This is a genomic window from Litorihabitans aurantiacus (assembly GCF_030161595.1).
In the GTDB taxonomy this organism is placed as follows: Bacteria; Actinomycetota; Actinomycetes; order Actinomycetales; family Beutenbergiaceae; genus Litorihabitans; species Litorihabitans aurantiacus.
The window spans coordinates 2,369,675-2,392,154 of record NZ_BSUM01000001.1; the positions used below are offsets into that span (position 1 = coordinate 2,369,675).

A 22,480-nucleotide genomic window follows, 5' to 3' on the forward strand; every position below is an offset into this window, starting at 1 on the left:
GTCGCACAGGGCGCACGACGGCGGTGGGCCGGGTTCCCGGCACCCGCGGTCCTCCCCACCCATCCGGATCGCGGGCGGCGCCGAACCGTGCTTGTGAGCACGATCACGCCGCGGGTCGGCGCCCCGGCCTCCCTCGTCGGCGTCGCCGCCGACGCCGTCGTACGCCCGAGGCGGGAACCTGCTCCCGCCCTCCTCACACTCACGCTCGCCGTCCTCGCGACCGATCTCGCCCTCTTCGCCGTGGTCCGCGGGGCGGCCCCGGCGGCCCCTGCGCTCGTCGCCCGCACCCTGGCGCTGGCCGTGGCCCTCGCCCTGTCGGCGACGGTGCTCACCGCGGTCGTCCGCGCCCGCCGGGCGCGGTCCGGGGGTAAGGGACCGACGAGCGGCCCGGCCGGACCCGCCGACGCGGTCGGTCGCGCCCCGGCGCTGCTGGCGCTCGCGGGACTGAGCCTCGTGGCGGCGGCCGCCGGACTCCTCCTCCAGGGGCGCGTCCTCGGCATGACCGACCCGGTGACCGAGCTGCTGGCGACCCACGGTGCGGCGCTCCTGCTGGCCCTCCTGGCACCCCGGCTCGTCGGACACCCGGCCGCTCCGCGGCGGTTCACCAGCGCCGTCGACCTGCCGTTCCGCTAGCCACGGGGGCGATGCGGCGCGGCCGAGTTGGTGGCACCCGCGAATCGGGGGACACTCCCCTCGTGATCGCCCACGCCCGCCGCGCGCTGCTCCCGGCCGGGGCGCTGCTCCTCCTGCTCGCCACGGCGTGCACCCCACCCGGTCCGAGCGGGTCGCCGACCCCGGATCCCGCCGCCCCGCCGACGAGCACGAGCGCGCCCACGATGACGACCGACTCCCCCACCGACGACTCCGGCCACTCCGGTCCCTCGACCTCGTCCCCCTCCACGGCGTCGTCTGGCGGTGACGGTGGCGCCGTCGACGCGGCACAGCGGGCGGGCCGCGCCTTCCTCGCCGACTACGTCGACCCCGACGGCCGCGTCGTGCGGCGCGACCAGGGTGGCGACACGGTCAGCGAGGGCCAGGCGTACGCCATGCTCGTCGCCGTCGCACTCGAGGACCGGGCGACCTTCGACCTCGTGTGGGGGTGGGCGCGGGCGAACCTGCAGCGGCCGGACGGACTCCTGTCCTGGCGCTGGGCCGACGGCGCCGTCGCCGATCCGCAACCGGCCTCCGACGCCGACCTCGACGCCGCCCGCGCGCTGGTCCTTGCAGGAGAGGCGTTCGGCGACCCCACCCTGACCGAGTCGGCGACCGCGCTGGGTCGCGCCGTGCTCGACCGCCAGACCGTGGTCACCGACGCCGGGCGCATCCTGCTCGCCGGGCCGTGGGCGGCCAGCGCCCCGTACCAGGTGAACCCCAGCTACTCGACGCCGGTCGCGACGCAGCTGCTGGCGGAGCTCGACGGCGACCCGCGCTGGGCAGAGCTCGACGCCGGGTCGCGCGGGGTGGTCGCCGCGCTCACCGGCGGTGGCGCGCTCCCGCCCAACTGGGCGCTGGTCGACGTCGCCGGCACCCCGAGCCCGTCGCCCGGACCCGACGGGAGGCCGATCAGCTTCGGGTACGACGCCGCCCGGACGCTCACGCGCCACGCCGAGTCGTGCGCGGCGAGCGATCGCGACGTCGTCGCCCCCGCCCTGATCACGCTCCCGACCGGCACCGTGCTGCACGCCGAGCTCGACCTCGACGGCGACGCCGTCACCACCGACCAGCACCCCGTCACCCACGTCTCCCGGGCGGCCGTCCGGGCGCTCGCGGGGACGAGCAGGGCGCGCTCGCCGACCTCCGCAGCGCCGATGCTCTGCTGGCCCGCTACCCCACCTACTACGGCTCGGCCTGGGCGGCGCTCGGACGTCTCTCGCTGCAGACGGACCTGCTGGGCGGCTGCCCGCCGCTGGGAAGCAACCGCTAGCCCCGCATCCCGTCGGCGTGTGGCGCAGGCCACAAGGTGACGCGAGCGCGAAGATGACGCCCTCGTGATCGGAATGTGACCGCAGTGTCACGCGCATGCCAGCAATACTGCGGATCGCTCATGGTTCGGTGAGGTTTGGGTCAGATCGAGAAAATGACCCATCCGGCCCCGCGAGGGCACCCGAACCCCCGTCGTGACTACACCTGAGCCGCGCCACCCACGCCGCCTCACGCTGCCGCCGCGCCTGCTCGAGATCGTCCGGTTCGCGGGGGTCGGCGGCCTCGCCTTCGTCGTCGACGTCGGCACGTACAACCTCCTGCGCGTGACGGTGCTCGAGGACAAGCCGATCGGCGCCAAGGTCATCTCGGTCGCCGTCGCCATGGTCGTCGCCTGGCTGGGCAACCGCTACTGGACCTTCGCCGGCCGCCGCCGCGCCTCTGCGCCGGGCGAGCTGATCGCGTTCGTCGTCGCCAACCTCCTCGGTCTCCTGATCGCCGCCGCGTGCCTCGTCGTGTCGCACTACGTCCTCGGCTTCACCTCGCAGCTCGCGGACAACATCGCGGGCAACGGGGTCGGCCTCGTGCTCGGCACGCTCTTCCGCTACGTCGTCTACCGGCGGTTCGTGTTCAACTCCGAGCCGCGGGAGGCGGGGCCGGCGCGGCCGCCGCACCCCGGCCGCGGTTGACGCTGTCGACCCGCTGATCCTCGCCCTTTCCCTCGACCCACCCCGGCCCCGCCGCCGTCCGCGGCCCGGAAGGAACCCAGGTGTTCGCGATCCTCGCCCAGGGCGATGCGCCCGTCCTCACACCGATCGACCCCGCTCCGATCCCCACGCCCGTCCCCGTCGGCCCCAACCGCGGGCCCGCCGACGTCGGGGTCGCCACCGATCTCGCCGGGTTCTGGGACCGCACGTCGCCCCTCGCCCTGGTGGGCTACGGAGTCCTGATCCTCGTCGCGCTCGCCCTCACGGCGATCGCCCTCACCACCCTGTGGTGGATGCTGCACGCCTGGCGCAGCAGCGCGGCTCTCACGGCCACGGGCTTCCGCACCGCCACCGCGCGGCAGCGGACCACGACCCACTCCTTCACGCTGATGGTCCCCGCCCGGCACGAGGAGGAGGTGCTCGCCCACACGCTCGAACGGCTCGTGGAGCAGAGCCACCCCGACGTCGAGATCATCGCGATCGTCGGTCACGACGACCCGGGCACGGAGGCCGTGGCCCGCTCGGTCGAGGAGCGCTTCCCCGAGCGCGTGCGCGTCCTCGTGGACGACTCGGTCCCGAAGAACAAGCCGAAGGCCTTGAACCTGGCGCTGCAGACGGCGCGCGGGGAGATCGTGGGCGTCTTCGACGCCGAGGACGAGGTCCACCCCGACCTCCTGCGCCTCGTGGACGAGCGGTTCGCCACCACCGGCGCCGACGTCGTCCAGGGCGGCGTGCAGCTGATGAATATCGAGACCTCGTGGTGGTCGCTGCGCAACGTGCTCGAGTACTACTTCTGGTTCCGGTCGCGGCTGCACTTCCACGCCGAGCAGCGCTTCATCCCGCTCGGCGGCAACACGGTCTTCCTGCGCACGCAGCAGGTGCGCGACGCCGGCGGCTGGGACGCCGAGTGCCTCGCCGAGGACTGCGAGATCGGGGTGCGCCTGTCCAGCCAGGGGGCCCGCGTCGTCGTCGCCTACGACCCCGACGTCGTCACCCGCGAGGAGACGCCGGGCACGCTGAAGTCCTCTACAAGCAGCGCACCCGTTGGAGCCAGGGATTCCTCCAGGTGCTGAAGAAGGGCGAGTGGCGCAAGCTGCCCGGGCGCGGCCAGCGCCTCATGGCCCGTTACATGCTCTCGATGCCGTTCCTCCAGGCCGGCACGGGTCTGCTGATCCCGATCTCGATCGCGCTCATCCTGTTCGCCAAGGTGCCCACACCCGTCGCGCTCATCTCGTTCCTCCCGATCGTGCCGACCATCGTGATCGTCTGCATCGAGGTGGCCGGACTCGGCGAGTTCGGGCGCGTGTACGACAAGAAGATCCGCGTGCGCGACTACCTGCGCCTCGTGCTGGGCACCTTCCCGTACCAGGTCTTCCTCGCCATGGCCGCGGTGCGCGCCGTCGCCCGCGAGGTCCGCGGCGAGCGGGGCTGGGAGAAGACCGAGCACTCGGGCGCCCACATCGACCGCGTCGAGCCCGAGACCACCGTCACGGGCATCGAGGTCGAGACCTCCCGCCCCGCCCCCGCGCTGTCGCTCGCGGGCGCCGGCGCCACCGCCGGGCCGGGCGAGCCCGCCGACCAGACCACCTCCACCGCTGCGGACAGGACCTGACATGGCCCTCGTGATCGAGCGCGAGCACCCCACCGACGAGCCCACCACCACCGAGCTCGACCTCGGCTCACCCCCGAGGGTGCGCACACCGACGAGACCCCGCGGGGCGGCGGCCGCTGGCGCAGCCGGCTGCTCGACGCCCTCTGGCTCGGCCCGCTGCTCACGGTCGCGGGCCTCGTCAACGGCATCGGGCTCTTCCGCGTGCCGCAGTTCATCGACGACGAGGGCACCTACAGCGCCCAGGCCTACGCCGTCGAGCGCCTCGGTGAGCTGACCCACTACACCTACTGGTACGACCACCCGCCGCTCGGCTGGCTGCAGATGGCGGGGTGGACGAGCCTGACGAACGCGTTCGACCGCTACCCCTCCGCTGTGATGGCCGGCCGCGAGACGATGATGGTCGCCCTCGCCGCCTCGACCCTGCTGCTGTGGGTGCTCGTGCGGCGGATCGGCGCCCCCGCGTCGTCGCCGCCGCGGCCGTCCTGCTGTTCACGGTCAGCCCGCTCGCGGTGCAGTTCCACCGCACGGTCTACCTGGACAACATCGCGGTGCCGTGGATCCTGCTGGCGTTCGTGCTGGCCACGGTGAAGCACCGCCAGCTCGCCGCCTTCCTGGGAGCCGCGGCGGCCGCCGGCGTCGCGGTGCTGACCAAGGAGACGTTCCTCCTCATGGTGCCGTTCGTCGCCTGGGTGATGATCCGGGGTGCGGCACCCTCGACCCGCCGGTACACGCTGACCGCCGCGGGCGCCGTCCTCAGCCTCATCGGCATCGGCTACATCCTGTTCGCCCTGCTCAAGGGTGAACTGACGCCCGGCGCCGACCGCGTGAGCCTCTGGGACGGCATCGCCTTCCAGCTCCTGGACCGCGACGCCAGCGGATCGCTCACCGACCCCGACAGCCTGGTGCGCGCGACGACCGACGTGTGGGTCGACCTCGACCCGGTGCTGCTGGTCGCCAGCGCCGTCGCGATGCTCGTGGGGCTGTTCCTGCGCCGCACCCGCCCGTACGCCGCGGCCCTGCTGCTCCTGGTCGTGATGATCGTGCGCCCCGGCGGCTACGTGCCCGTGCCGCACATGATCGGGATGCTCCCGCTGATGGCGCTGCTCGTGCCGGTCGTGGTGTGGGCGGGCGTGCGCACGGTGCGCCGCTCGCGCAGCGAGGCGGTGCGCCGCGGCGCGATCCTGCTGCCGACGGCGGCGCTGGCCCTGACCGGTGTCGTCCTGGCGGTCCCGCAGTGGACCAGTCAGCTGCGCGGCCAGCTGATCCCCGACTTCAACGCACCGTTCACCCAGGCGCAGGACTGGATCGAGACGAACGTCCCGACCGACTACCGCCTCCTCGTGGACGACGTCATGTGGGTCGACCTCGTCGAGGCGGGGTTCCCGCGCGAGAACGTCGTCTGGTACTACAAGGCCGATACCGACATGGAGGTCATCGCCCAGTCGCCGAACGGGTGGCTGGACCACGACTACGTCGTCACGACCGACTCGATGCGCACGTTCCCCTCGAGCTTCCCGCGGGTGCGGGAGGCGATCGACAACTCGACCGTCGTGGCCACGTTCGGCGAGGGCGACCGCGCCGTCGAGATCCGCCGTGTCCGCTCCGGCGGGATCGCGGCGGCCGACGCTTCCGACGGCGCCGCTGCCAGCCAGCGTGCCAACCTCGGCGCGCAGCTCGCCGTCAACCCGAACGTCACGTTCGACGGCGTGGCACCGACGTCGGCCGACTCGCCCCCGGGGCCGTGACGGCCGTGACCGAGGGTCGGCTGGACGACCGGCTCGCGCTCGTGCTGGCCCAGCTGGGGTCGACCGCCCCCGTGACCGTGGAGCTGCCCACGATCGACGGCGAGGAGGACCTCGTGCTGCGCTCGGCCCTGGTGACCGAGCGCGACGGCGAGCCGCTGAGCGAGGCCGACGCCGCGGACGTCGTGACGTTCTTCGAGCAGCAGAACCCCTCGTTCCAGCCGCTGAGCGCGGAGGTCACCCCCGACGGCGTGCTCGTCACCTACCCGCTGGCCGCGCCGTGACCGGGCGCGTCCGCGACCCTCGACCCCACCACCCGCCCGACCACTCCCCCGACACCACCAGCCACGTGCCCGAGACGACAGACGGAGCTCCGATGACCACGACCACCACCGCCCGCCGCACCCGCACCCTCGCCGCGACGGCCGCCGCCGCCGGCCTCGTCATGATCGGGGCGGCCGTCCCGGCCGCCGCCGCACCGGCCGCGCCGGCACCCTCCGACAGCGACGGCTGGGTCCGCCTCGGGCACTTCTCGCCCGACACCCCCGCCGTCGACGCCCGCCTCACCTCCGTGGCCGGAACCACCGACCTGACGTTCGAGGACGTCACGTACGGCGAGGTCTCCGGCTACACCCGCCTCGCCGCGGGCACCTACACGGTCGCGATGATCCCCGCCGGCGCCCCCGAGGGCACCGCCCCGGCGATCACGCAGAGCTTCGACGTCGTGCCCGGCGGCGCGGCCACCGTCGCGGCCGTCGGCCTGAACGCCGACCTCTCCGGCCGCGTCATCGCCGACGACCTCACCCCGGCCCCGGACGGGCAGGCGCGCGTCCGGCTCATCCAGGCGTCCGTGTCCTCGCCCGAGGTCGACGTCACCACCGACACGGGTGCGCCGATCGCGCGCGACGCCGCGTTCGGCACCGCCACCGACTACGCGCAGGTCGACGCGGGTCGCTGGACCCTGGACGTCGACGGCACCCAGAGCGGCACCGTCCAGGTGGACCTCCCGGGCGGCAGCGTGAACACCCTCGTCGTGCTCGACAACGGCGACCAGATCTCGCTCACCGCCCTCCAGGACGCCGCAGGGACGGCCCAGGCGCCCGTCGGTGGTGTCGCGACGGGCGAGGGCGGGCTCGTGCTCGAGGCGGACCGCCGCACCGGCGTCGTGCTCGCCGTCGTCGCCGGCGCGCTCGGCGCGGCCCTGCTGGGCCGGCTCGCCGTGCGTCGCCGCGCGGAGGCCGCATGACGGCCCGCTCGGGGCGCGTCCTCGTCGCCGCGGCCGCCACGGCCGGTCTCGTCCTGACGCTCGGGGCGTGCTCCCCGCAGGAGGGCCCGACGCCGTCGCCCGAGACCGGGACGCAGGACGCCTCTGCGCCCGACACCCAGGCGCGCACGCCCCAGCAGGCCGGCGAGGCCTTCCTGGACGACTACGTCGACCCCGACGGTCGGGTCGTGCGGCGCGACCAGGGCGATGACACGGTCAGCGAGGCGCAGGCCTACGGGATGCTCGTCGCGGTCGGGGTGGACGACGCCGAGCGCTTCGCCTCGATCTGGGAGTGGACGCAGGAGAACCTCCAGCGCCCCGACGGCCTGCTGTCGTGGCAGTGGGACGACGGCGAGGTGACCGACGACCAGCCGGCCGCCGACGCCGACCTCGACGCGGCCCGCGCCCTCGCCCTGGCGGCCGAGCGGTTCGACGAGCCCGGCTACGCCACCGACGCCCAGGACCTGGGAGCGGCCGTCCTCGACCTCGAGACCGCGCCGACCGCCCTCGGGCTCGTCCTGCTCGCAGGACCGTGGGCGGATGTGGACCCGTACCAGATCAACCCCAGCTACCCCACCCCGGTGGCCACGCGCCTGCTCGCCGAGCTGGACGGCGACCCGCGCTGGGCCGAGCTCGACGCCGGCAACCGCGCCGTGACCCGGGCACTCACGGAGGGGGCACGCTCCCGCCGAACTGGGCGCAGGTCCACGGGGGCGACGGCCGGGTCGAGCCGATGCCCGGCCCCGACGGGCGCGACGTCGTCTTCGGCTACGACGCCGCCCGCACCCTGGTGCGCTTCGCGGAGTCGTGCGACGTCGAGGACCGCGACGCCGTCACCCCGACGATCGGCCTGCTCGAGCAGTCCGACACCCTGGCCGCCGAGCTGGACCTCGGCGGCGCGCCCCGCACGGAGGACTCCCACCCGCTGACCTACGTCTCGCGCGCCGCGGTCCGGGCGCTCGACGGCGACCTGCCGGGCGCGCGTGCCGACCTGCGGGCGGCCGACGCCGTGCTCGAGGAGAGCCCGACGTACTTCGGCTCGGCGTGGGCGGCCCTGGGCCGGCTGTCGCTCGAGACGGACCTGCTGGGTGGCTGCCCGCTGGTCACCGACGACGCGGCCGACGCGGGCGAGGCGGCGTCGACGTCGGCCGACGGCTCCGTGCCCGGCGCGTCGTCCATCCCCGGCACGCTCACGCTGCAGCCCCGGGTCGACGGCGCGGCCACCGGCCCCCAGCCGATCCCGGCCGCCGAGGTGGTCCCGACCCAGGTGCGCATCCCGGAGATCGGGGTCACCTCCGGCCTCGAGAACCTGGTGCGCAACTCCGAGCGCGTGCTGCAGGACCCGGCCGTGCCCGAGGTGGCCGGCTGGTACTCCGAGGGGACCGTCCCCGGCCAGGTCGGCCCCTCGATCATCGCCGGTCACGTCGACTCGGGCGTGGCCGGCGCGATCTTCCGCGACCTGGACCAGCTGACCCCGGGGTCGGAGGTGCTCGTGGACCTGTCCGACGGGACCACCGCGACCTTCCGGGTCAGCCACACCCAGGTCGTCCCGCAGGCGCAGTTCCCGACCGACGTCGTCTACGGCCCCGTGCCCGACGCGCAGCTGCGCCTCATCACCTGCCACGGCTTCGACCGCGACCAGCGACGCTACGTGGAGAACCTCGTCGTGTTCGCGACGCTCGTGACCTGAGACGCTGCTGAGGCGGCCCCCGCACCACCCGACCCGACCACCGACTGCCAGACACCCCCGACGGAGCCCGAGATGCCCACCCCCGATCACCGATCCAGCGCCCCCTCGTGGTCGTGCCAACCTACGACGAGATCGAGAACCTGCCGGTGATGCTCGAGCGGCTGCACGCCGCGGCGCCGCAGGCCCACGTCCTCGTGGTCGACGACGGCTCGCCCGACGGCACCGGCACGCTGGCGCAGGAGCGCGCCGACGCCACCGACTGGGTGCACGTGCTGCACCGCACCGAGAAGGCCGGACTCGGCGCCGCCTACCTCGCCGGGTTCGCGTGGGCGCTCGCGCGCGACTACGACGCCGTCATGGAGATGGACGCCGACCTGTCCCACCACCCCGAGGACGTGCCGCGGCTCCTCGCGGCGCTCGCGGACGCCGACGTCGTGCTCGGCTCGCGGTGGGTGCCGGGCGGCGGGGTCGAGAACTGGCCGCTGCACCGCCGGATCCTCTCGCGCGGTGGCTCGTTCGTGGCGCGCCTCGCTCTCGAGATGCCGCTGCGCGACGCGACCGGGGGTTCCGCGCCTACCGCCGCCACGCGATGGAGCGCCTCGACCTGCCGACCATCGCGTCGCAGGGGTATGTATTCCAGATCGAGCTCGCCCACCGTGCGCTCGAGGCCGGCCTCGAGGTGGTCGAGGTGCCGATCACGTTCACCGAGCGTGTCAACGGCGTGAGCAAGATGACCGGAGGCATCGTGCGCGAGTCGCTCGTCCGGCTGACCTGGTGGGGGCTCGAGCGCCGCCTGTCCCGCCTCGCCCGGATAGCCCGACGGCGTGGCGACGCCGGTCTCGTGCGCAACGGGGACGCCCGGTCCTGAGCCGGGCCCGGGGCGCCCGGGGCGCCGCTCCCAGGATTCCCGGGCACGATGGTCCGATGCACGTGCGTGCCCGGCTCCTCCCGGCGGCGCCGCGCCCCTCCTGGTGGTCGCGGCGCTGCTCGCCGTGCTGGGGCTGCTCGGCATGCACGCGGTGGTCGGTGCTCGCGCCGCTGCTGCGGCCGACCACACCGGGCACGGGAGCCTCGCCGTCCAGGCGCACGACCACCCCGCGGGCATGGACGGTGCGCACCCCCACCCCGGGAACGGACCGCTCGACGACCTCGCTCCCGGCACGGGACACGGGTCGCACAGCCAGCCCTGCGCGACGTGCCCGGGCTGCGACCACGACACGGCGGGCACCTGCACCCTCACCCCCGTCAAGGCGGGCGGGGCACCCCCGGTGCTCGCGCCGGACGATCTGACACCCGCACCGCACGAGCTCACGACCTGGACGGTCCTCCTCCCGGCGCCACCGGTCGCGGCCCTGCCACCGCCCTGCCTCAACGCACTCTCGATCAGTCGGACCTGAGACCCCCGGTCCCGAGCCCGCCGGCCGACGCCGGCGCCGTGCCCGGGGCACGGGCGCCCGCGCGCCCGTCGTTCTCGTCCGACAGCAGTGACACGAGAGGCAGCACCCCATGACCAGCACCACCCGCACGACCCGCACCACCCGTAGGATCGCGGCCGCCGCCCTCCTGGGATCCCTCACCCTGACCGCGTGCAGCGGCGACGGGGACCCCGGTGGGATGGAGGGGATGGACCACGGGGACGACCGGTCCTCCACGGCCACCCCGACCGAGGACCGGGCCGGCGATCACAACGATGCCGACGTGATGTTCGCGCAGATGATGATCCCGCACCACGAGCAGGCCGTGGAGATGTCCGACATCGTGCTGGCCGACCCGAGCGTGATGCCCGAGGTCTCCGACCTCGCGCAGCAGATCAAGGACGCCCAGGCCCCCGAGATCGAGACCATGTCCGCCTGGCTCGCCGACTGGGGGCCGAGCCCGCCGACGGCGGGATGGACCACGGCGGCATGGATCACGGCGGGATGGGCGCCGACAGCGGCATGCTGAGCGAGGAGGAGCTGGGCGCGCTGGCGGACGCCACCGGCGCGGACGCCGACCGGCTCTTCCTCGAGGGGATGATCGCGCACCACGAGGGCGCCGTCGCCATGGCCCAGGACGAGGTCGACGGCGGACGCGACGCCGACGCGATCGCCCTCGCGCAGGAGATCATCACGGCGCAGGAGGAGGAGATCACGACGATGAACGACCTCCTGGCGACGCTCGACCCCGCCCGCAGCTGATCCACGCGTGCGGGGTGCGGCCGTCGCCGCACCCCGCACTCCGCACCGCCCGACGGCCCGACCATCCCCGGGCACGGCGGGTCCCGTCCACGGGGGAGGATGACGTTATGACCGGCACCCGCTCGCGCCGCCGCGTCCTGCGGCTCGCCTCCACCGGCGCGTCGTCGGGATCCACCGACCGCCCGGCCTGGCCCGCCCACGTCGACCTCGTCCACGACGCTGCGGGTCGATGGACCGTCGGCCTCGGTGAGGGGGTCGGTCACGGGTCCGCCGGTGGTGAGTTCAGCGTCGACGAGGCGCTCCAGGTCCGCCGGCTCGCGCACATCTCCCGTGCCGACGGCGCCTGGCTGGTGCCGTTCCTCCGGCGTCTGCAGGCGGGCGGCACCGTGACCGAGAGCGAGCTCGTGACGGCGTACCGGGCCAGGCACGGCCGGGACCCGCAGATCCTCGCCTGACGGACGCTCTCCTCCCCAGTCCCGCGCGACGGGATCCCGCCGCCCCGCCCCGACGCACCCACCTCGCTAGGTTGGAGCGATGTTCTCCGACTGGAAGCGCCGTCGCACGCGGGCCCGGGTGAAGCCCGGGGACGGGCACGCGCTCCAGCGCTACCGCTGGTGGCAGCCGTTCTCGCGCTCGCTCCTCCACCTCGACCTGCGCGAGGACGACGGGAGCACGCACCGCTGGTCGGTGGACGTGCGGCTGTGGGGCGACAGGAACGGCGAGATGCGCGCCGACCTCTTCCGCGACGGCCGCCACCACGCGACCTCGAGGACCCCGGCGCGCTTCCCCGTCCCCGGCGGGGACATCGAGGTCGTGCTGAGCTCGTTCGGCCTGCGCCGCTGCCACTACGTCGACGCGACGACCGGCCTCGCGCGCCAGCTCACGCCGGACGCCGCCTCGGCCGAGGGGCGCCGGGCGCGGCTGCAGCGGCGCAGCCCGGGGCTGAGCACCGCGATCGGCGCCGGCTCGGTCGTGATCCTGCTGGTCGCGCTCGTGCTGGGCCTGCCCCAGCTCGCCGAGACGATCACGTCGATCCCGCCGGTCGCCGAGCGCGTCGGCGAGTTCACCTCGCCGATCGACCTCCCGGGGTGGTTCAACACCGGCCTCGTCGTGGCGGCCGCGCTGGCCAGCACCGAGCGCGCGCTCCGCCTGCGGTACCACTGGCTCCTGGACGGCGGCGGGTTCGACGAGCAGGAGTGACGGAGTGGTCGCGCTCGCGCCCGTCGCTAGGGTGGAGGGGCCCGAGGGCGCGACGCCGCGTCACCGCCGACCCGAAGGGATCCTCCCGTGCCCCGCACCTCCCAGGCCGTCATCGCCCGCGCGAAGGACGCGCCCGTCGAGCTCGTCACGATCACCGTCCCGGACCCCGGACCGGGTGAGGCAGTCGTCCGGGTCCAGGCCTCCGGCGTCTGCCACACCGACCTGCACTACAAGCTCGGCGGCATCGGCGAGGAGTTCCCCTACCTGCTCGGCCACGAGGCCGCCGGCGTCGTGGAGGAGGTCGGCGAGGGCGTGACCGACGTCGCCCCCGGCGACTACGTGGTCCTCAACTGGCGGGCCGTGTGCGGCGACTGCCGCGCGTGCCGCCGCGGGCGCCCCTGGTACTGCTTCGACACGCACAACGCGACGCAGAAGATGACGATCGCCGACGGCGAGGGCGCGGGCACCGACCTCTCCCCCGCCCTCGGCATCGGGGCGTTCACCGAGTTCACGCTCGTCGCCGCCGGTCAGTGCACGAAGGTCGACCCGGCAGCGGCCCCCGAGGTGGCCGGGCTGCTGGGCTGCGGGGTGATGGCCGGGATCGGCGCCGCCATCAACACCGGCGAGGTCGGCCGCGGCGACTCCGTGGCCGTCATCGGCTGCGGCGGCGTCGGCGCGGCGGCGATCGCCGGGGCACGCCTCGCGGGCGCGGCCACGATCATCGCCGTCGACCTCGACGAGCGGAAGCTCGCCACGGCACGCGGGCTCGGCGCCACGCACACGGTGAACGGCGGGGACGGCGACGTCGTCGAGGCCATCCGCGCCCTCACCGGGGGCGACGGGGCGGACGTGGTGATCGACGCCGTCGGGCGACCCGAGACGTGGAAGCAGGCGTTCTACGCGCGCGACCTCGCGGGCGTGGTCGTGCTGGTCGGCGTCCCGACGCCGGAGATGACCGTCCCGGAGATCCCGCTCCTGGACGTGTTCGGCCGCGGTGGCGCGCTGAAGTCCTCGTGGTACGGCGACTGCCTGCCCTCGCGCGACTTCCCGATGCTCATCGACCTGTTCCTCCAGGGCCGGCTGCCGCTGGAGGCGTTCGTCACCGAGAAGATCGGGATCGGCGACGTCGAGGCGGCGTTCGCGAAGATGCACGACGGCGACGTGCTGCGAAGCGTGGTCGTGCTGTGACCGCCCGCATCGACCACGGCACCGCCGCGGGAACGTTCTCGCTCGACGGTCAGACGTTCGACGTCGAGAACAACATCTGGGTGGTCGGGGACGACGCGGAGTGCGTCGTCGTCGACGCCCCGCACTCGGTCGAGGCGATCCTGCAGGTCGTGGCCGGACGGCGCGTGCGCGCCATCGTCTGCACCCACGCGCACGACGACCACGTCCGCGTGGCCCCGGCGCTCGCCGAGGCGACCGGCGCCCCGATCCTGCTGCACCCCGCCGACGCCCCCGTCTGGGAGCTCACGCACCCCGACCGGCTGCCCGACGGTGAGCTCGCCGACGGTCAGGAGCTCACCGTGGGCGGATCGGTCGTGCGGGTCCTGCACACGCCCGGCCACGCACCCGGTGCCGTGTCGCTGCACGTGCCCGACCTCGGCGTCGTCCTCACGGGTGACACGCTGTTCCGGGGCGGGCCCGGGGCCACGGGCAGGTCCTTCTCCGACGCCGACCTCATCGTCGCCTCCATCCGCCGCGTGCTCTTCGGGCTGCCGGACGACACGATCGTCCACACGGGCCACGGGGACTCCACCACGATCGGCGCGGAGGCCGACGCGCTCGGTCGCTGAGCAGCGTCCGACGGCGGCGGCGCGGACGACGGGCGGACCGGCCGGGCTCGCCCGTCGTCGGCTACATCTCCTCGTGCGTGTCCGGGTCGCCGTCGAACAGCCGGCCGTCGGGGCGCGAGAGCGCCGAGATCGCCTCGACCTCCGCCGCCGTCAGCTCGAAGGTGGAGACGTCGAGGTTGCTGAGCTGGCGCTCCGGCGTCGCCGACTTCGGCAGCGGCATGCTGCCGACCTGCAGGTGCCAGCGCAGCAGCACCTGGGCCGGGGTCACCTCCAGCCGCTCGGCCGCGGCGCGCACCGCGCTCTCGTCGAAGGGTGCCTCGCGCTTGCCGAGCGGGCTCCACGCCTGCGTGAGGATGCCGCGCTCGGCGTTCGCCGCACGCATCTCCGCCTGCGCGAACCGCGGGTGCAGCTCGATCTGGTTCAGCGCCGGGGTCACGCCGGTCTCGTCGATGATGCGGTCCAGGTGGGCGGCGGTGAAGTTGCTGACGCCGATGTGCGTCACCAGCCCCTCGGCCTGCGCCTGCACCAGCGCGCGCCACGCCTGCACGTACTTCTCGCGGCTCGGGTTGGGCCAGTGGATGAGGCCGACGTCGATCCGCTCCACGCCCAGGCGGGCGGCGGAGTCGCGCAGGGACTGCAGCGCGAGGCCCTGCTCGTGGAAGCGACCGGGGATCTTGGTCGCGAGGAGCACGTCCTCGCGCGGGAGGCCGGAGCGCTGCAGCGCCTGCCCGACCTCGGTCTCGTTCTCGTAGTTCACGGCCGTGTCGAGGTAGCGGTAGCCGACCTCGAGGGCGGAGACGACGGCGGCCACGCCGTCCTCGCCCTTGAGGGGGTAGGTGCCGAACCCGACGTCGGGCAGGACGGTGCCGTCGCTGAGCGTGTGCGTCATGCGTCCAGGCTAGTCACGCCCGGCCCCCGCGGGCCCTATTCGTAGGAGACGGCGTCCAGCACCTTCAGCCTCGCAGCGCGCACGCCCGGCCACAGGGCGGCCAGCACCCCGACCACGACGGCGAGCGCCAGCATCGCGAGCAGCGAGCCCCAGGGGATAGCGAGCCGCGACAGGCCCTGGTCGGCGAACAGCGTCGGCAGCGTCGAGGCGAGGCCGACGCCCACGGCGAGACCGATCGCGGTGCCGAAGACCGCCGTCAGGACCGACTCGATCGTCACGGTCGTGGCCAGCTGGAGCCGGCCGAGGCCGACGGCGCGCAGCAGCCCGATCTCGCGCGTGCGCTCGATGACGGACAGGGCGAGCGTGTTCACGATCCCCAGCACCGCGATGACGATCGACAGCCCGAGCAGCGCGTAGAGGATGACGAGGATCTGGTCGATCTGGTCGGCGAGGTCGGAGACGTACTCCTCGCTCGTCATCACCGACACCACCACGTAGGGCGCGACGGCGGAGGCGACTTCCTCGCGCAGCGCCGCGACGTCGCCGCCGCTCCCGTCCACGAAGACGGTGTCGATGATCTGCGCCTGGGGCGGCTCGTAGGTGTCGAGCACGTCCGAGTTCACCACCACGCTGCCGCCGATCCCCTGCGAGGACACGACGGCGCCGACCTCCAGCTCGTGCGTCCCGGTCGAGGACGTGACCGTCAGGGTGTCCCCGACCTGCCAGTCGTCGCCGGCGACCGTCTCGTTGACAGCCGCGAGGCCCGCGTCCAGGCGGCCGAGGTCGCCGTCGACCAGCTCGACGTCCATCGTGCGCCCGAAGGTGCCCGGGGTGGCGCCGACGACGACGGCGGTGGCGCCGGGGCCGCCGTCGCCGGCCGGCCCGGCGACCGGCAGGAGCGCGAACGCGAACGCGTCAGCCGCCGCGACGTCCTCCAGCGCCTGGACGTCGGCCACGGCGCCGGCGGGGATGCCGACGGCGGCCGAGCGCAGCACGAGGTCGGCGTCGACCTCCTGCTCCACGACGTCGGCGACCGAGGCCTGCGTCGTCGCGGCGATGACGGTCGCGGCACCCACGAGCGCCATCCCGATCATCAGCGCGCCCGCGGTGCTGGCGGTGCGGCGCGGGTTGCGCACGACGTTCCCGCGCGCCAGACGGCCCATCGGCGGCAGCGCGCGCACGAACGGCCACGCGAGCGCGCGCACGACGGCGCTGCCGATCACCGGCGCCAGCGCGAGCATCGCCAGCACGGCGGCGCCGGCCCCGACGCCGAGCAAGGTCGCCGCGCGGGGCGCGTCCGGGCGCAGGAGGGCGAGCGCGAGCGCCGCCCCCGCCACGGCCGTCAGCGCCAGGCCGACCACGAGGCGGCGGCGCAGGGACCCTTCCGGGCTCGCGACGTCGTCGCGCATCGCCTCGACGGGCGGCACGAGCGCGGCCCGCCGGGCGGGGACGGCCGCGGCCACGACGCTCACCAGGGTGCCGACGGCGATCGAGACGCCGACGCTCGCGGCGTCCAGCGGCAGGTCGCCCGCGAGCTCCATCCCCATTCCTGCGAGCGCGGCCCGCAGCACCTCGACCAGGCCGAGACCGCCGGCGACGCCGAGCGCCGACCCCACGACGCCCACCACCGCGGCCTGCACGAGGATCGAGGTGAAGACCTGCGCGGGCGAGGCGCCGACGGCGCGCAGCAGCGCGAACTCGCGCATCCGCTGCCGCACCGACATCGCGAACGTGTTGGAGATGATGAACGCGCCCACGAACAGCGCGATGGCGGCGAACACGAGCAGGAACGCCGTGATGAAACCGAGCACCGTGCCGATCGCGTCGGTATTCTCCTCGATCACCTGCGCGCCGGTGACGACCTCGACGGCGCCGGTCGCCACGTCCGTCCCGCCCGAGGTGAGCGCGGCGTCCACGCTCGCGACCAGCGCGTCCTGATCCTCGCCGTCGCCGCCGTCGCCGTACACGGCGAGCTGGCTCACGAGCCCGTCGGGCGCGAACGTGGCGAGCGCGACGTCCTGCGGCAGCAGCACGAGCGTCCCCCGGCGAACGTCGCGTCGTAGCCGACCTCGCCGGTCACCGTCACCTCGCGGATCTCGCCGCCGAGGACCACGGTGGTGCGCTCCCCGATCGCGAGCCCCGAGGCGGCCAGCGCCCCGGCCTCCAGCGCGATCTGGTTCTCGCCCACGGGCGCCTCGCCCGCCACGAGCGTGAGGGAGGGGTCGTCGGGCGAGTAGACGAGCGCGATGCTCGGGGCCTGGCCGGTGGCGACGGCGGTGCCGTCCGCGCCCACGAGGACCACGGACCCCTGGACCTGCGGGATCACGGCCGTGACGCCGTCGGCGGCGGCGATGGTGTCGGTCAGGGCGACCGGGACGCTCGCGCGCGTGGCGCCGAACGGGCCGCCGGCGCCCGGTGGTGCGGCTGGAGCGCCGTCGGAGTCGTCGGCGCCGCCTCCGTCGGCGCCGTCGCCCGCGCCGCGGACGTACGCGTCCGCCGGTGTGCTGGCCTCGACGATGCCGTCGAACGTGCTCGCCATCATCGAGCGCAGCGCGAAGGTCCCCGCCACGAACGCGACGCCGAGGGCGACCGCGAGGAGCGAGAGGACGAAGCGGACGAGGTGGGCGCGGATGCCGCGCAGCGCCACCCGGAGCATCAGGCTCCGCTCTCAGCGGGGTCGTCGGCGGCGGCGGTGGTCGGTCCGGCCGGTGCGGCGTGGCGCGCCCGGCGCCCCCGGGCCGCAGCGACCCGAGCGTCTCGAGCACGGTCTCGGGGGTGGGGTCGGCGATGTCGGCCACGAGCGCGCCGTCGGCGAGGAAGAGGACGCGGTGGGCGTAGGAGGCGGCGGTGGCGTCGTGCGTGACCATCACGACCGACTGCCCGAGGTCGTCCACGCTGCGGCGCAGGAAGCCGAGCACCTCCCCCGAGGAGGTGGAGTCGAGGTTGCCCGTGGGCTCGTCGGCGAACACGACGGCGGGCCGCGAGACGAGCGCGCGGGCGCACGCGACGCGCTGCTGCTGGCCGCCCGAGAGCTCGCCCGGCTTGTGACCGAGGCGGTCGGACAGGCCGACGGCGTCGACGACCGCCTCCAGGTGCGCGCGGTCGACCGGGGTGCGCGCGATGTCGAGCGGCAGCGTGATGTTCTCGAGCGCCGTGAGGGTCGGCACGAGGTTGAACGCCTGGAAGATGAAGCCGAGCCGCGTGCGCCGCAGCTTCGTCAGCTGCCGCTCGTTCATCGCACCGATCTCGAGGCCGTCCACGACGGCGGAGCCCGAGGTCGGGCGGTCCAGTCCTGCCATGCAGTGCATCAGGGTGGACTTGCCGGACCCCGAGGGCCCCATGATCGCCGTCATGCGCCCGCGCCCGAAGTCGACGTCGACGCCGTCGAGGGCGCGGACCGCGGTGTCACCGCCGCCGTAGACCTTGACCAGGCCGCGCGCCGAGGCGATGGACGACTCCGCCGCCCGCCCGGATCGGTCGTTCGAGGGGGCCGGGGCGGATCGGTCGCGGTCACGCCGAGAACTCTTCCACGCGGAATCGCGTCGCGATATCGGGGACGTCCCGGACGTCCTGCCCGGGTCACGCCCGTCGACTGTGACGTCCTGCACGGATACGGACCCGTATCCGTGCAGGACGTCACAGTCGACGTCGTATCCGTGCAGGACGTCACAGTCGGCGTACCTCAGCCCCGCCCGGCCTCGCCGCCGCCCTCGCGCAGGTGCCGGCGCAGCATGTCGACGACGGCGGTCACCGTGCGCGAGCGGGCGGCGATCGAGCGCACGTGCAGCTCGATCGTGCGGAAGGCGTCGTCGTCGTCCAGCGGGACGCTGACCACCGACGGCGGCAGGTGCGGGCGGCCCATGCGCGGGAGCACCGTCACGGCGAGGCCGAGCTCGACGTAGCGCACCAGCGACTGCAGCTCGACGGCGCCGAACGCGCGACCCACGGCCTCGAAGAGGTCGGGCGAGTGCGACGCGATCCAGGCGCCGTACGGGTCCTCCCCCGGGGTGAGCGCCAGCCGCTCGCGCGCCAGCTCCACCAGGTGCACACCGCGACGCGTCGCCAATCGGTGGCCCGCGGGGACGACGACGTCGAGCGGATCGACCCCGAGCCGGATGCGGGTCAGGCCGTCGGGCGCCGGTGCCGCGACCTGCGTGGTGCCGAGCGCTTTGGCCAGCAGTGCGTCGATCCGGCCGATCCGCAGAAGGTCGAGGGCCGGTTCCGGCTCGAGCTCGGTCGGCACGACGTCGAGCATCGGGTACTCGCTGCGCGCCTGCGCGATGGCCGGGATGACCATCTGACGCAGCGCCGTCGGGAACGCCGCGATGCGGAACGTGCCCTGCGGGGCCGACTCCGCCCCCGCTGCCGCGGCCAGCTCGTCCAGGCCGCGGACGATCTCGCGGGCCCGCTCGACCACGCCGAGACCCGCCGGCGTCATCACGATCCCGCGCCCCGCACGCGCCACCATCGCGGTGCCGAGCGCCTTCTCCAGCTTGCGCAGGTGCTGCGTCACGTTGGGCGCCGAGTACGCCAGGAGGCGGGCGGCGCGGGTCACCGAACCGGTGTCGCAGACCGCGATGAGGACGCGGAGGCTGACGGGGTCGATCATGAAGCAACACTAAAGCGTCAGGTGCAGCAACGGTAACTAGTGCTGAGTGGTGATGCGGCTCGATGATGGAGGCACCGCGAGGCGCACCCCGCGCTCGCCACCACCGAGAAGGTCGAGAACCACCATGCTGATCGCCACCGCCGCCCTCGTCGTCGCCGTCGTCGCGGGCGTCATCCACGAGGTCCGGCACGACGGTCTGATGCGTCGTCCGTTCGACCCCACCTACAACAGCCGCGTCCCCAGCTGAGGCGCACCCAGCATGCGCCAGGGGCCCTACCGATCCGGTAGGGCCCCTGGCGCATTCTCGTGGGGAAACGGGTGCGGCTCAGCGCACGAGCGACGGCCGCGAGAGCGCCGTCATCTCCTCGCGCGGCACGACCTTCACGCGCGCCCGGCCCTCGACCTCGCCGAGCGCCCGCTCGTGGGCCGAGAGCAGCTCCCAGCCCTCCCACGTCGTCACCGGCACGCCGCGCTCCTCGAGCAGGGCGAGCACGTCGACCTGCTCGGCGCCCTCGGCCACCCGCGCGCGCAGGCCGATGCCGGCCTCGACGTCGGCCGCGAGGTTGCGGATCGTCTCCTGCGCGTCGGACTTGGTGTGGCCGATGAGCCCGACCGGGCCGCGCTTGATCCAGCCGGTGGCGTAGAGCCCGGGGACCGGCTCGCCGTCGAGCAGCACCCGTCCCCCGTCGTTGGGGATCACGCCGTGCACGTCGTCGAACGGCACGCCCGGGATCGGCGAGCCGAAGTAGCCGACGGCGCGGTAGACCGCCTGCACCGGCGTGTCCACGACGGTGCCGGTGCCGCGCGAGGTCCCGTCGCCGGTCAGCTCCGTGCGCTCGGTGCGCAGCGCGGACACGCGCGCCACGCCGTCGTCACCGGGCTCACCGACGATCTCGACCGGCTGGTGCAGGAAGTGCAGGTGGATGCGGCGCGACGCCGTCGCCGCCGCGGGGTCGTTCAGGGCCCAGTCCGTCAGCGTCGCCACGACCTGGCGCGTCTGGTTCGAGGCGGCCATCGCGGCCTCGGACCCGGCGTCGAATGCGAAGTCCTCGGGGTAGACGATCACGTCGACGTCCGGCACGTGGCCGAGCTCGCGCAGCTCGAGCGGCGAGAACTTCGCCTGCGCCGGGCCGCGGCGCGCGAACACGTGCACGTCGGTCACCGGAGAGGCCGCGAGCCCGTCGGCCACGTTCGCCGGGATCTCCGTGGGCGCCAGGTCCTTCGGGTGCTTCGCGAGCATGCGCGCGACGTCGAGCGCCACGTTCCCCGCGCCGATCACCGCGATCTCCCTCGCCTCGAGCGGCCAGGTGCGCGGGACGTCGGGGTGGCCGTCGAACCACGAGACGAAGTCGGCGGCGCCGAACGAGCCGGGCAGGTCGACGCCGGGGACGTCGAGCGCGGCGTCCCGGATCGCCCCGGTCGCCAGCACGACGGCGTCGTAGTGCTCGCGCAGCTCCTCGACCGCGATGTCCGTGCCGAGCTCGACGTTGCCGATCAGGCGGATGTCCCCGCGGCCGAGGATCTTGTCGAGCGCGTTGACGATCGCCTTGATCCGCGGGTGGTCGGGGGCGACGCCGTAGCGCACCAGCCCGTACGGCGCTGGCAGGCGGTCGAACAGGTCGATCGACGTGCCCGGCAGGGTCCGGGACAGGATGTCGGAGGCGTAGATGCCGGCGGGACCGGCGCCGACGACGGCGACGCGCAACGAGCTCACGAGAACCTCATCCGTGGGGGTGTGGCGCCGCGGCCCCGGTCATCGCCGGGCCGCGGGCGCGGGCACCGCCAGTCTACGGCCGTGGTGAGGCTGACCTCAGTTGCGTGTGTCACGCGGCAGCCGCGTCACCACGAGCGCACCGGCCACGACGACGGCGGCCCCGAGCCCCCACCACCCGAGCGTGCCGCGGGCGCGCTCCCACGCGTCCGGCGTCGGGGTGATCCGCACGGGCTCCGCCTCCGCCGTCGGGCGCTCGAGCGCGGGCACGTCCGCGCTGACCGGACCGCGCGCGCTCCCGTCGTCGACGAACGCGATCGCGTCGGCGGCCTGCACGAGGCCCCATCCGACGAGGTCGGAGCGCTGCTCGGGCACGCTGCGCGCCGCCGTCGCCGTGATGCGGTGGCTCCACTGCTCGGCGCTCTCGCCCGGGTGCGCCTGCGCCACGAGCGCCGCCACCCCGCCGACGTGGGCCGTGGCCCAGCTGGTGGCCGCGTCCGCCTGGCCCAGCAGGCAGTCGTCGCCCGAGGTGCCCGTCGCCAGGATCCCGACCCCGGGGCCGGCGACGTCGACGTGGTCGCCGCGGTAGGCCGCCGTGACCGGTGTGTAGTCCTCCGCGTAGGCACCGACGGCGAGCACGCCCGGGTAGGCCGCCGGGTAGCGCGGCCGGGTGGGGTCCACGTCCTCGGACGCGACGTTGCCCATCGAGGCGATGATCAGCGCGCCACCGGCGTTCGCGTCCGCGACCGCGCCGGCGAGCTCCGGATCGTCCACCGCCGTGCTCATCGCCACCACGATCACCCGGATGCCGGCGGCCGACGCCTCCCGGATGCCCGCCGCGATGCGCCCCGGCGTCGGGTGCTTGTCCTCGCGCTCGGCCTGGTCGCTGTCGTCCTCGTAGTAGACCCGGAACGGCACGATCGTCGCGGCGGGTGCGATGCCGGTCAGCGCCGAGCCCTCCACCGGTCGGCCCGCGATGATGGTCGCGATCGCCGAGCCGTGCCCGAAGATGTCACGCGTCCCGCTGCCGTCCTCGGGGTCCTTCGCGACCACGTCGCGCCCCGGCTCCACAGCCCCCACCAGGTGGGGAAGCTCGCCTGCACGCCGGAGTCGACGACGGCGACGCGCACGCCGGCGCCGGTCGCGAGGCGGCCCGCTGCCTC

Annotated in this window: 23 protein-coding genes and 3 pseudogenes; 19 read left to right on the forward strand and 7 right to left on the reverse strand. The window is 74.5% G+C overall.

Translation table 11 applies throughout. The features are described 5' to 3' along the window. Positions 1–93 precede the first annotated feature (93 nt). From QQK22_RS11285 to QQK22_RS11370, 18 genes and pseudogenes are all read left to right on the forward strand, one after another. Positions 94–633 (forward strand): hypothetical protein, encoded by a 540-nt coding sequence (locus QQK22_RS11285; protein WP_284251035.1) that lies wholly within the window; start codon positions 94–96, stop codon positions 631–633. Between the two features lie 62 nt (positions 634–695). After that, positions 696–1,964 (forward strand): family 8 glycosyl hydrolase, encoded by a 1,269-nt coding sequence (locus QQK22_RS11290; protein WP_284251036.1) that lies wholly within the window; start codon positions 696–698, stop codon positions 1,962–1,964. Positions 1,965–2,117: 153 nt separating this feature from the next. Beyond that, positions 2,118–2,609 carry a GtrA family protein gene (locus tag QQK22_RS11295; RefSeq protein ID WP_284251039.1) on the forward strand — a complete coding sequence of 164 codons (492 nt, stop codon included), beginning with the start codon at positions 2,118–2,120 and terminating at the stop codon, positions 2,607–2,609. 80 nt (positions 2,610–2,689) lie between these two features. After that, the gene (locus QQK22_RS11300) at positions 2,690–3,700 is read left to right on the forward strand and encodes a glycosyltransferase family 2 protein (protein ID WP_284251040.1); all 1,011 of its coding nucleotides are present in this window, start codon (positions 2,690–2,692) and stop codon (positions 3,698–3,700) included. Beyond that, on the forward strand, positions 3,694–4,239 hold the full coding sequence (locus QQK22_RS11305; protein WP_284251041.1) for a hypothetical protein: 546 nt from the start codon (positions 3,694–3,696) through the stop codon (positions 4,237–4,239). The genes QQK22_RS11300 and QQK22_RS11305 overlap by 7 nt, the downstream gene beginning before the upstream one ends. Positions 4,240–4,440: 201 nt before the next feature. Continuing rightward, complete coding sequence (locus tag QQK22_RS11310) at positions 4,441–4,827, forward strand: hypothetical protein (protein ID WP_284251043.1); 387 nt, start codon at positions 4,441–4,443, stop codon at positions 4,825–4,827. Then, the gene (locus tag QQK22_RS11315) at positions 4,749–5,984 is read left to right on the forward strand and encodes a hypothetical protein (RefSeq protein ID WP_284251044.1); all 1,236 of its coding nucleotides are present in this window, start codon (positions 4,749–4,751) and stop codon (positions 5,982–5,984) included. Before QQK22_RS11310 ends, QQK22_RS11315 begins: the two co-directional genes overlap by 79 nt. Continuing rightward, on the forward strand, positions 5,981–6,265 hold the full coding sequence (locus tag QQK22_RS11320; protein WP_284251046.1) for a hypothetical protein: 285 nt from the start codon (positions 5,981–5,983) through the stop codon (positions 6,263–6,265). The genes QQK22_RS11315 and QQK22_RS11320 overlap by 4 nt, the downstream gene beginning before the upstream one ends. A gap of 92 nt (positions 6,266–6,357) precedes the next feature. Beyond that, on the forward strand, positions 6,358–7,227 hold the full coding sequence (locus tag QQK22_RS11325; RefSeq protein WP_284251048.1) for a DUF4397 domain-containing protein: 870 nt from the start codon (positions 6,358–6,360) through the stop codon (positions 7,225–7,227). Further along, positions 7,224–8,174, forward strand: coding sequence for a glycosyl hydrolase family 8 (locus tag QQK22_RS11330; RefSeq protein ID WP_284251049.1), 951 nt, complete (start codon positions 7,224–7,226; stop codon positions 8,172–8,174). Before QQK22_RS11325 ends, QQK22_RS11330 begins: the two co-directional genes overlap by 4 nt. A 338-nt stretch (positions 8,175–8,512) precedes the next feature. Further along, on the forward strand, positions 8,513–8,935 hold the full coding sequence (locus QQK22_RS11335) for a sortase domain-containing protein (RefSeq protein ID WP_284252701.1): 423 nt from the start codon (positions 8,513–8,515) through the stop codon (positions 8,933–8,935). Between the two features lie 149 nt (positions 8,936–9,084). After that, positions 9,085–9,803: pseudogene (locus QQK22_RS11340) on the forward strand (polyprenol monophosphomannose synthase). Between the two features lie 103 nt (positions 9,804–9,906). Further along, positions 9,907–10,332 (forward strand): DUF6153 family protein, encoded by a 426-nt coding sequence (locus QQK22_RS11345; RefSeq protein WP_284251050.1) that lies wholly within the window; start codon positions 9,907–9,909, stop codon positions 10,330–10,332. 349 nt (positions 10,333–10,681) lie between these two features. After that, a pseudogene (locus tag QQK22_RS11350) lies at positions 10,682–11,112 on the forward strand (DUF305 domain-containing protein). Between the two features lie 107 nt (positions 11,113–11,219). Beyond that, the gene (locus QQK22_RS11355; protein ID WP_284251051.1) at positions 11,220–11,567 is read left to right on the forward strand and encodes a hypothetical protein; all 348 of its coding nucleotides are present in this window, start codon (positions 11,220–11,222) and stop codon (positions 11,565–11,567) included. A 79-nt stretch (positions 11,568–11,646) separates the two neighbouring features. Beyond that, positions 11,647–12,312: a hypothetical protein gene (locus tag QQK22_RS11360; RefSeq protein WP_284251052.1), complete on the forward strand. Its 666-nt coding sequence runs from the start codon at positions 11,647–11,649 to the stop codon at positions 12,310–12,312. A gap of 87 nt (positions 12,313–12,399) precedes the next feature. Next, positions 12,400–13,500, forward strand: coding sequence for an S-(hydroxymethyl)mycothiol dehydrogenase (locus tag QQK22_RS11365; RefSeq protein ID WP_284251053.1), 1,101 nt, complete (start codon positions 12,400–12,402; stop codon positions 13,498–13,500). Beyond that, the gene (locus QQK22_RS11370; RefSeq protein ID WP_284251054.1) at positions 13,497–14,108 is read left to right on the forward strand and encodes an MBL fold metallo-hydrolase; all 612 of its coding nucleotides are present in this window, start codon (positions 13,497–13,499) and stop codon (positions 14,106–14,108) included. Before QQK22_RS11365 ends, QQK22_RS11370 begins: the two co-directional genes overlap by 4 nt. A gap of 61 nt (positions 14,109–14,169) precedes the next feature. Here the strand turns inward: QQK22_RS11370 and QQK22_RS11375 are convergent, their stop codons facing one another. The 5 genes and pseudogenes from QQK22_RS11375 to QQK22_RS11390 all read right to left on the reverse strand — a co-directional run bounded on the left by QQK22_RS11375 (position 14,170) and on the right by QQK22_RS11390 (position 19,606). Then, complete coding sequence (locus QQK22_RS11375; protein WP_284251055.1) at positions 14,170–14,997, reverse strand: aldo/keto reductase; 828 nt, start codon at positions 14,995–14,997, stop codon at positions 14,170–14,172. Between the two features lie 35 nt (positions 14,998–15,032). Next, positions 15,033–17,030, reverse strand: coding sequence for an ABC transporter permease (locus tag QQK22_RS11380; protein WP_348525643.1), 1,998 nt, complete (start codon positions 17,028–17,030; stop codon positions 15,033–15,035). Continuing rightward, positions 16,976–17,653, reverse strand: coding sequence for an ABC transporter permease (locus QQK22_RS18830; RefSeq protein WP_348525644.1), 678 nt, complete (start codon positions 17,651–17,653; stop codon positions 16,976–16,978). Before QQK22_RS18830 ends, QQK22_RS11380 begins: the two co-directional genes overlap by 55 nt. Before the next feature lie 82 nt (positions 17,654–17,735). Continuing rightward, positions 17,736–18,446: pseudogene (locus QQK22_RS11385) on the reverse strand (ABC transporter ATP-binding protein); the annotation flags it as partial. 233 nt (positions 18,447–18,679) lie between these two features. After that, on the reverse strand, positions 18,680–19,606 hold the full coding sequence (locus QQK22_RS11390; RefSeq protein ID WP_284251056.1) for a LysR family transcriptional regulator: 927 nt from the start codon (positions 19,604–19,606) through the stop codon (positions 18,680–18,682). Between the two features lie 124 nt (positions 19,607–19,730). Here QQK22_RS11390 and QQK22_RS11395 point away from each other — a divergent pair, with 124 nt between their 5' ends. After that, complete coding sequence (locus QQK22_RS11395; RefSeq protein ID WP_284251057.1) at positions 19,731–19,853, forward strand: hypothetical protein; 123 nt, start codon at positions 19,731–19,733, stop codon at positions 19,851–19,853. A 78-nt stretch (positions 19,854–19,931) separates the two neighbouring features. Here QQK22_RS11395 and QQK22_RS11400 read toward each other — a convergent pair whose 3' ends face one another. Together QQK22_RS11400 and QQK22_RS11405 are read right to left on the reverse strand one after the other, a co-directional pair. After that, positions 19,932–21,311, reverse strand: a complete 1,380-nt coding sequence (locus QQK22_RS11400) for an FAD-dependent oxidoreductase (protein WP_284252704.1) — start codon at positions 21,309–21,311, stop codon at positions 19,932–19,934. Between the two features lie 105 nt (positions 21,312–21,416). Then, positions 21,417–22,370, reverse strand: a complete 954-nt coding sequence (locus tag QQK22_RS11405; protein WP_284251058.1) for a S8 family serine peptidase — start codon at positions 22,368–22,370, stop codon at positions 21,417–21,419. Positions 22,371–22,480: the final 110 nt, after the last annotated feature.

Bases quoted from the DNA above. Each gene is read 5' to 3' on its own strand.
- QQK22_RS11325 (WP_284251048.1), top strand. From the start codon at position 6,358: ATGACCACGACCACCACCGCCCGCCGCACCCGCACCCTCGCCGCGACG.
- QQK22_RS11330 (WP_284251049.1), top strand. From the start codon at position 7,224: ATGACGGCCCGCTCGGGGCGCGTCCTCGTCGCCGCGGCCGCCACGGCC.
- QQK22_RS11355 (WP_284251051.1), top strand. From the start codon at position 11,220: ATGACCGGCACCCGCTCGCGCCGCCGCGTCCTGCGGCTCGCCTCCACC.
- QQK22_RS11360 (WP_284251052.1), top strand. From the start codon at position 11,647: ATGTTCTCCGACTGGAAGCGCCGTCGCACGCGGGCCCGGGTGAAGCCC.
- QQK22_RS11375 (WP_284251055.1), bottom strand. From the start codon at position 14,997: ATGACGCACACGCTCAGCGACGGCACCGTCCTGCCCGACGTCGGGTTC.
- QQK22_RS18830 (WP_348525644.1), bottom strand. From the start codon at position 17,653: ATGCTCCGGGTGGCGCTGCGCGGCATCCGCGCCCACCTCGTCCGCTTC.
- QQK22_RS11390 (WP_284251056.1), bottom strand. From the start codon at position 19,606: ATGATCGACCCCGTCAGCCTCCGCGTCCTCATCGCGGTCTGCGACACC.
- QQK22_RS11395 (WP_284251057.1), top strand. From the start codon at position 19,731: ATGCTGATCGCCACCGCCGCCCTCGTCGTCGCCGTCGTCGCGGGCGTC.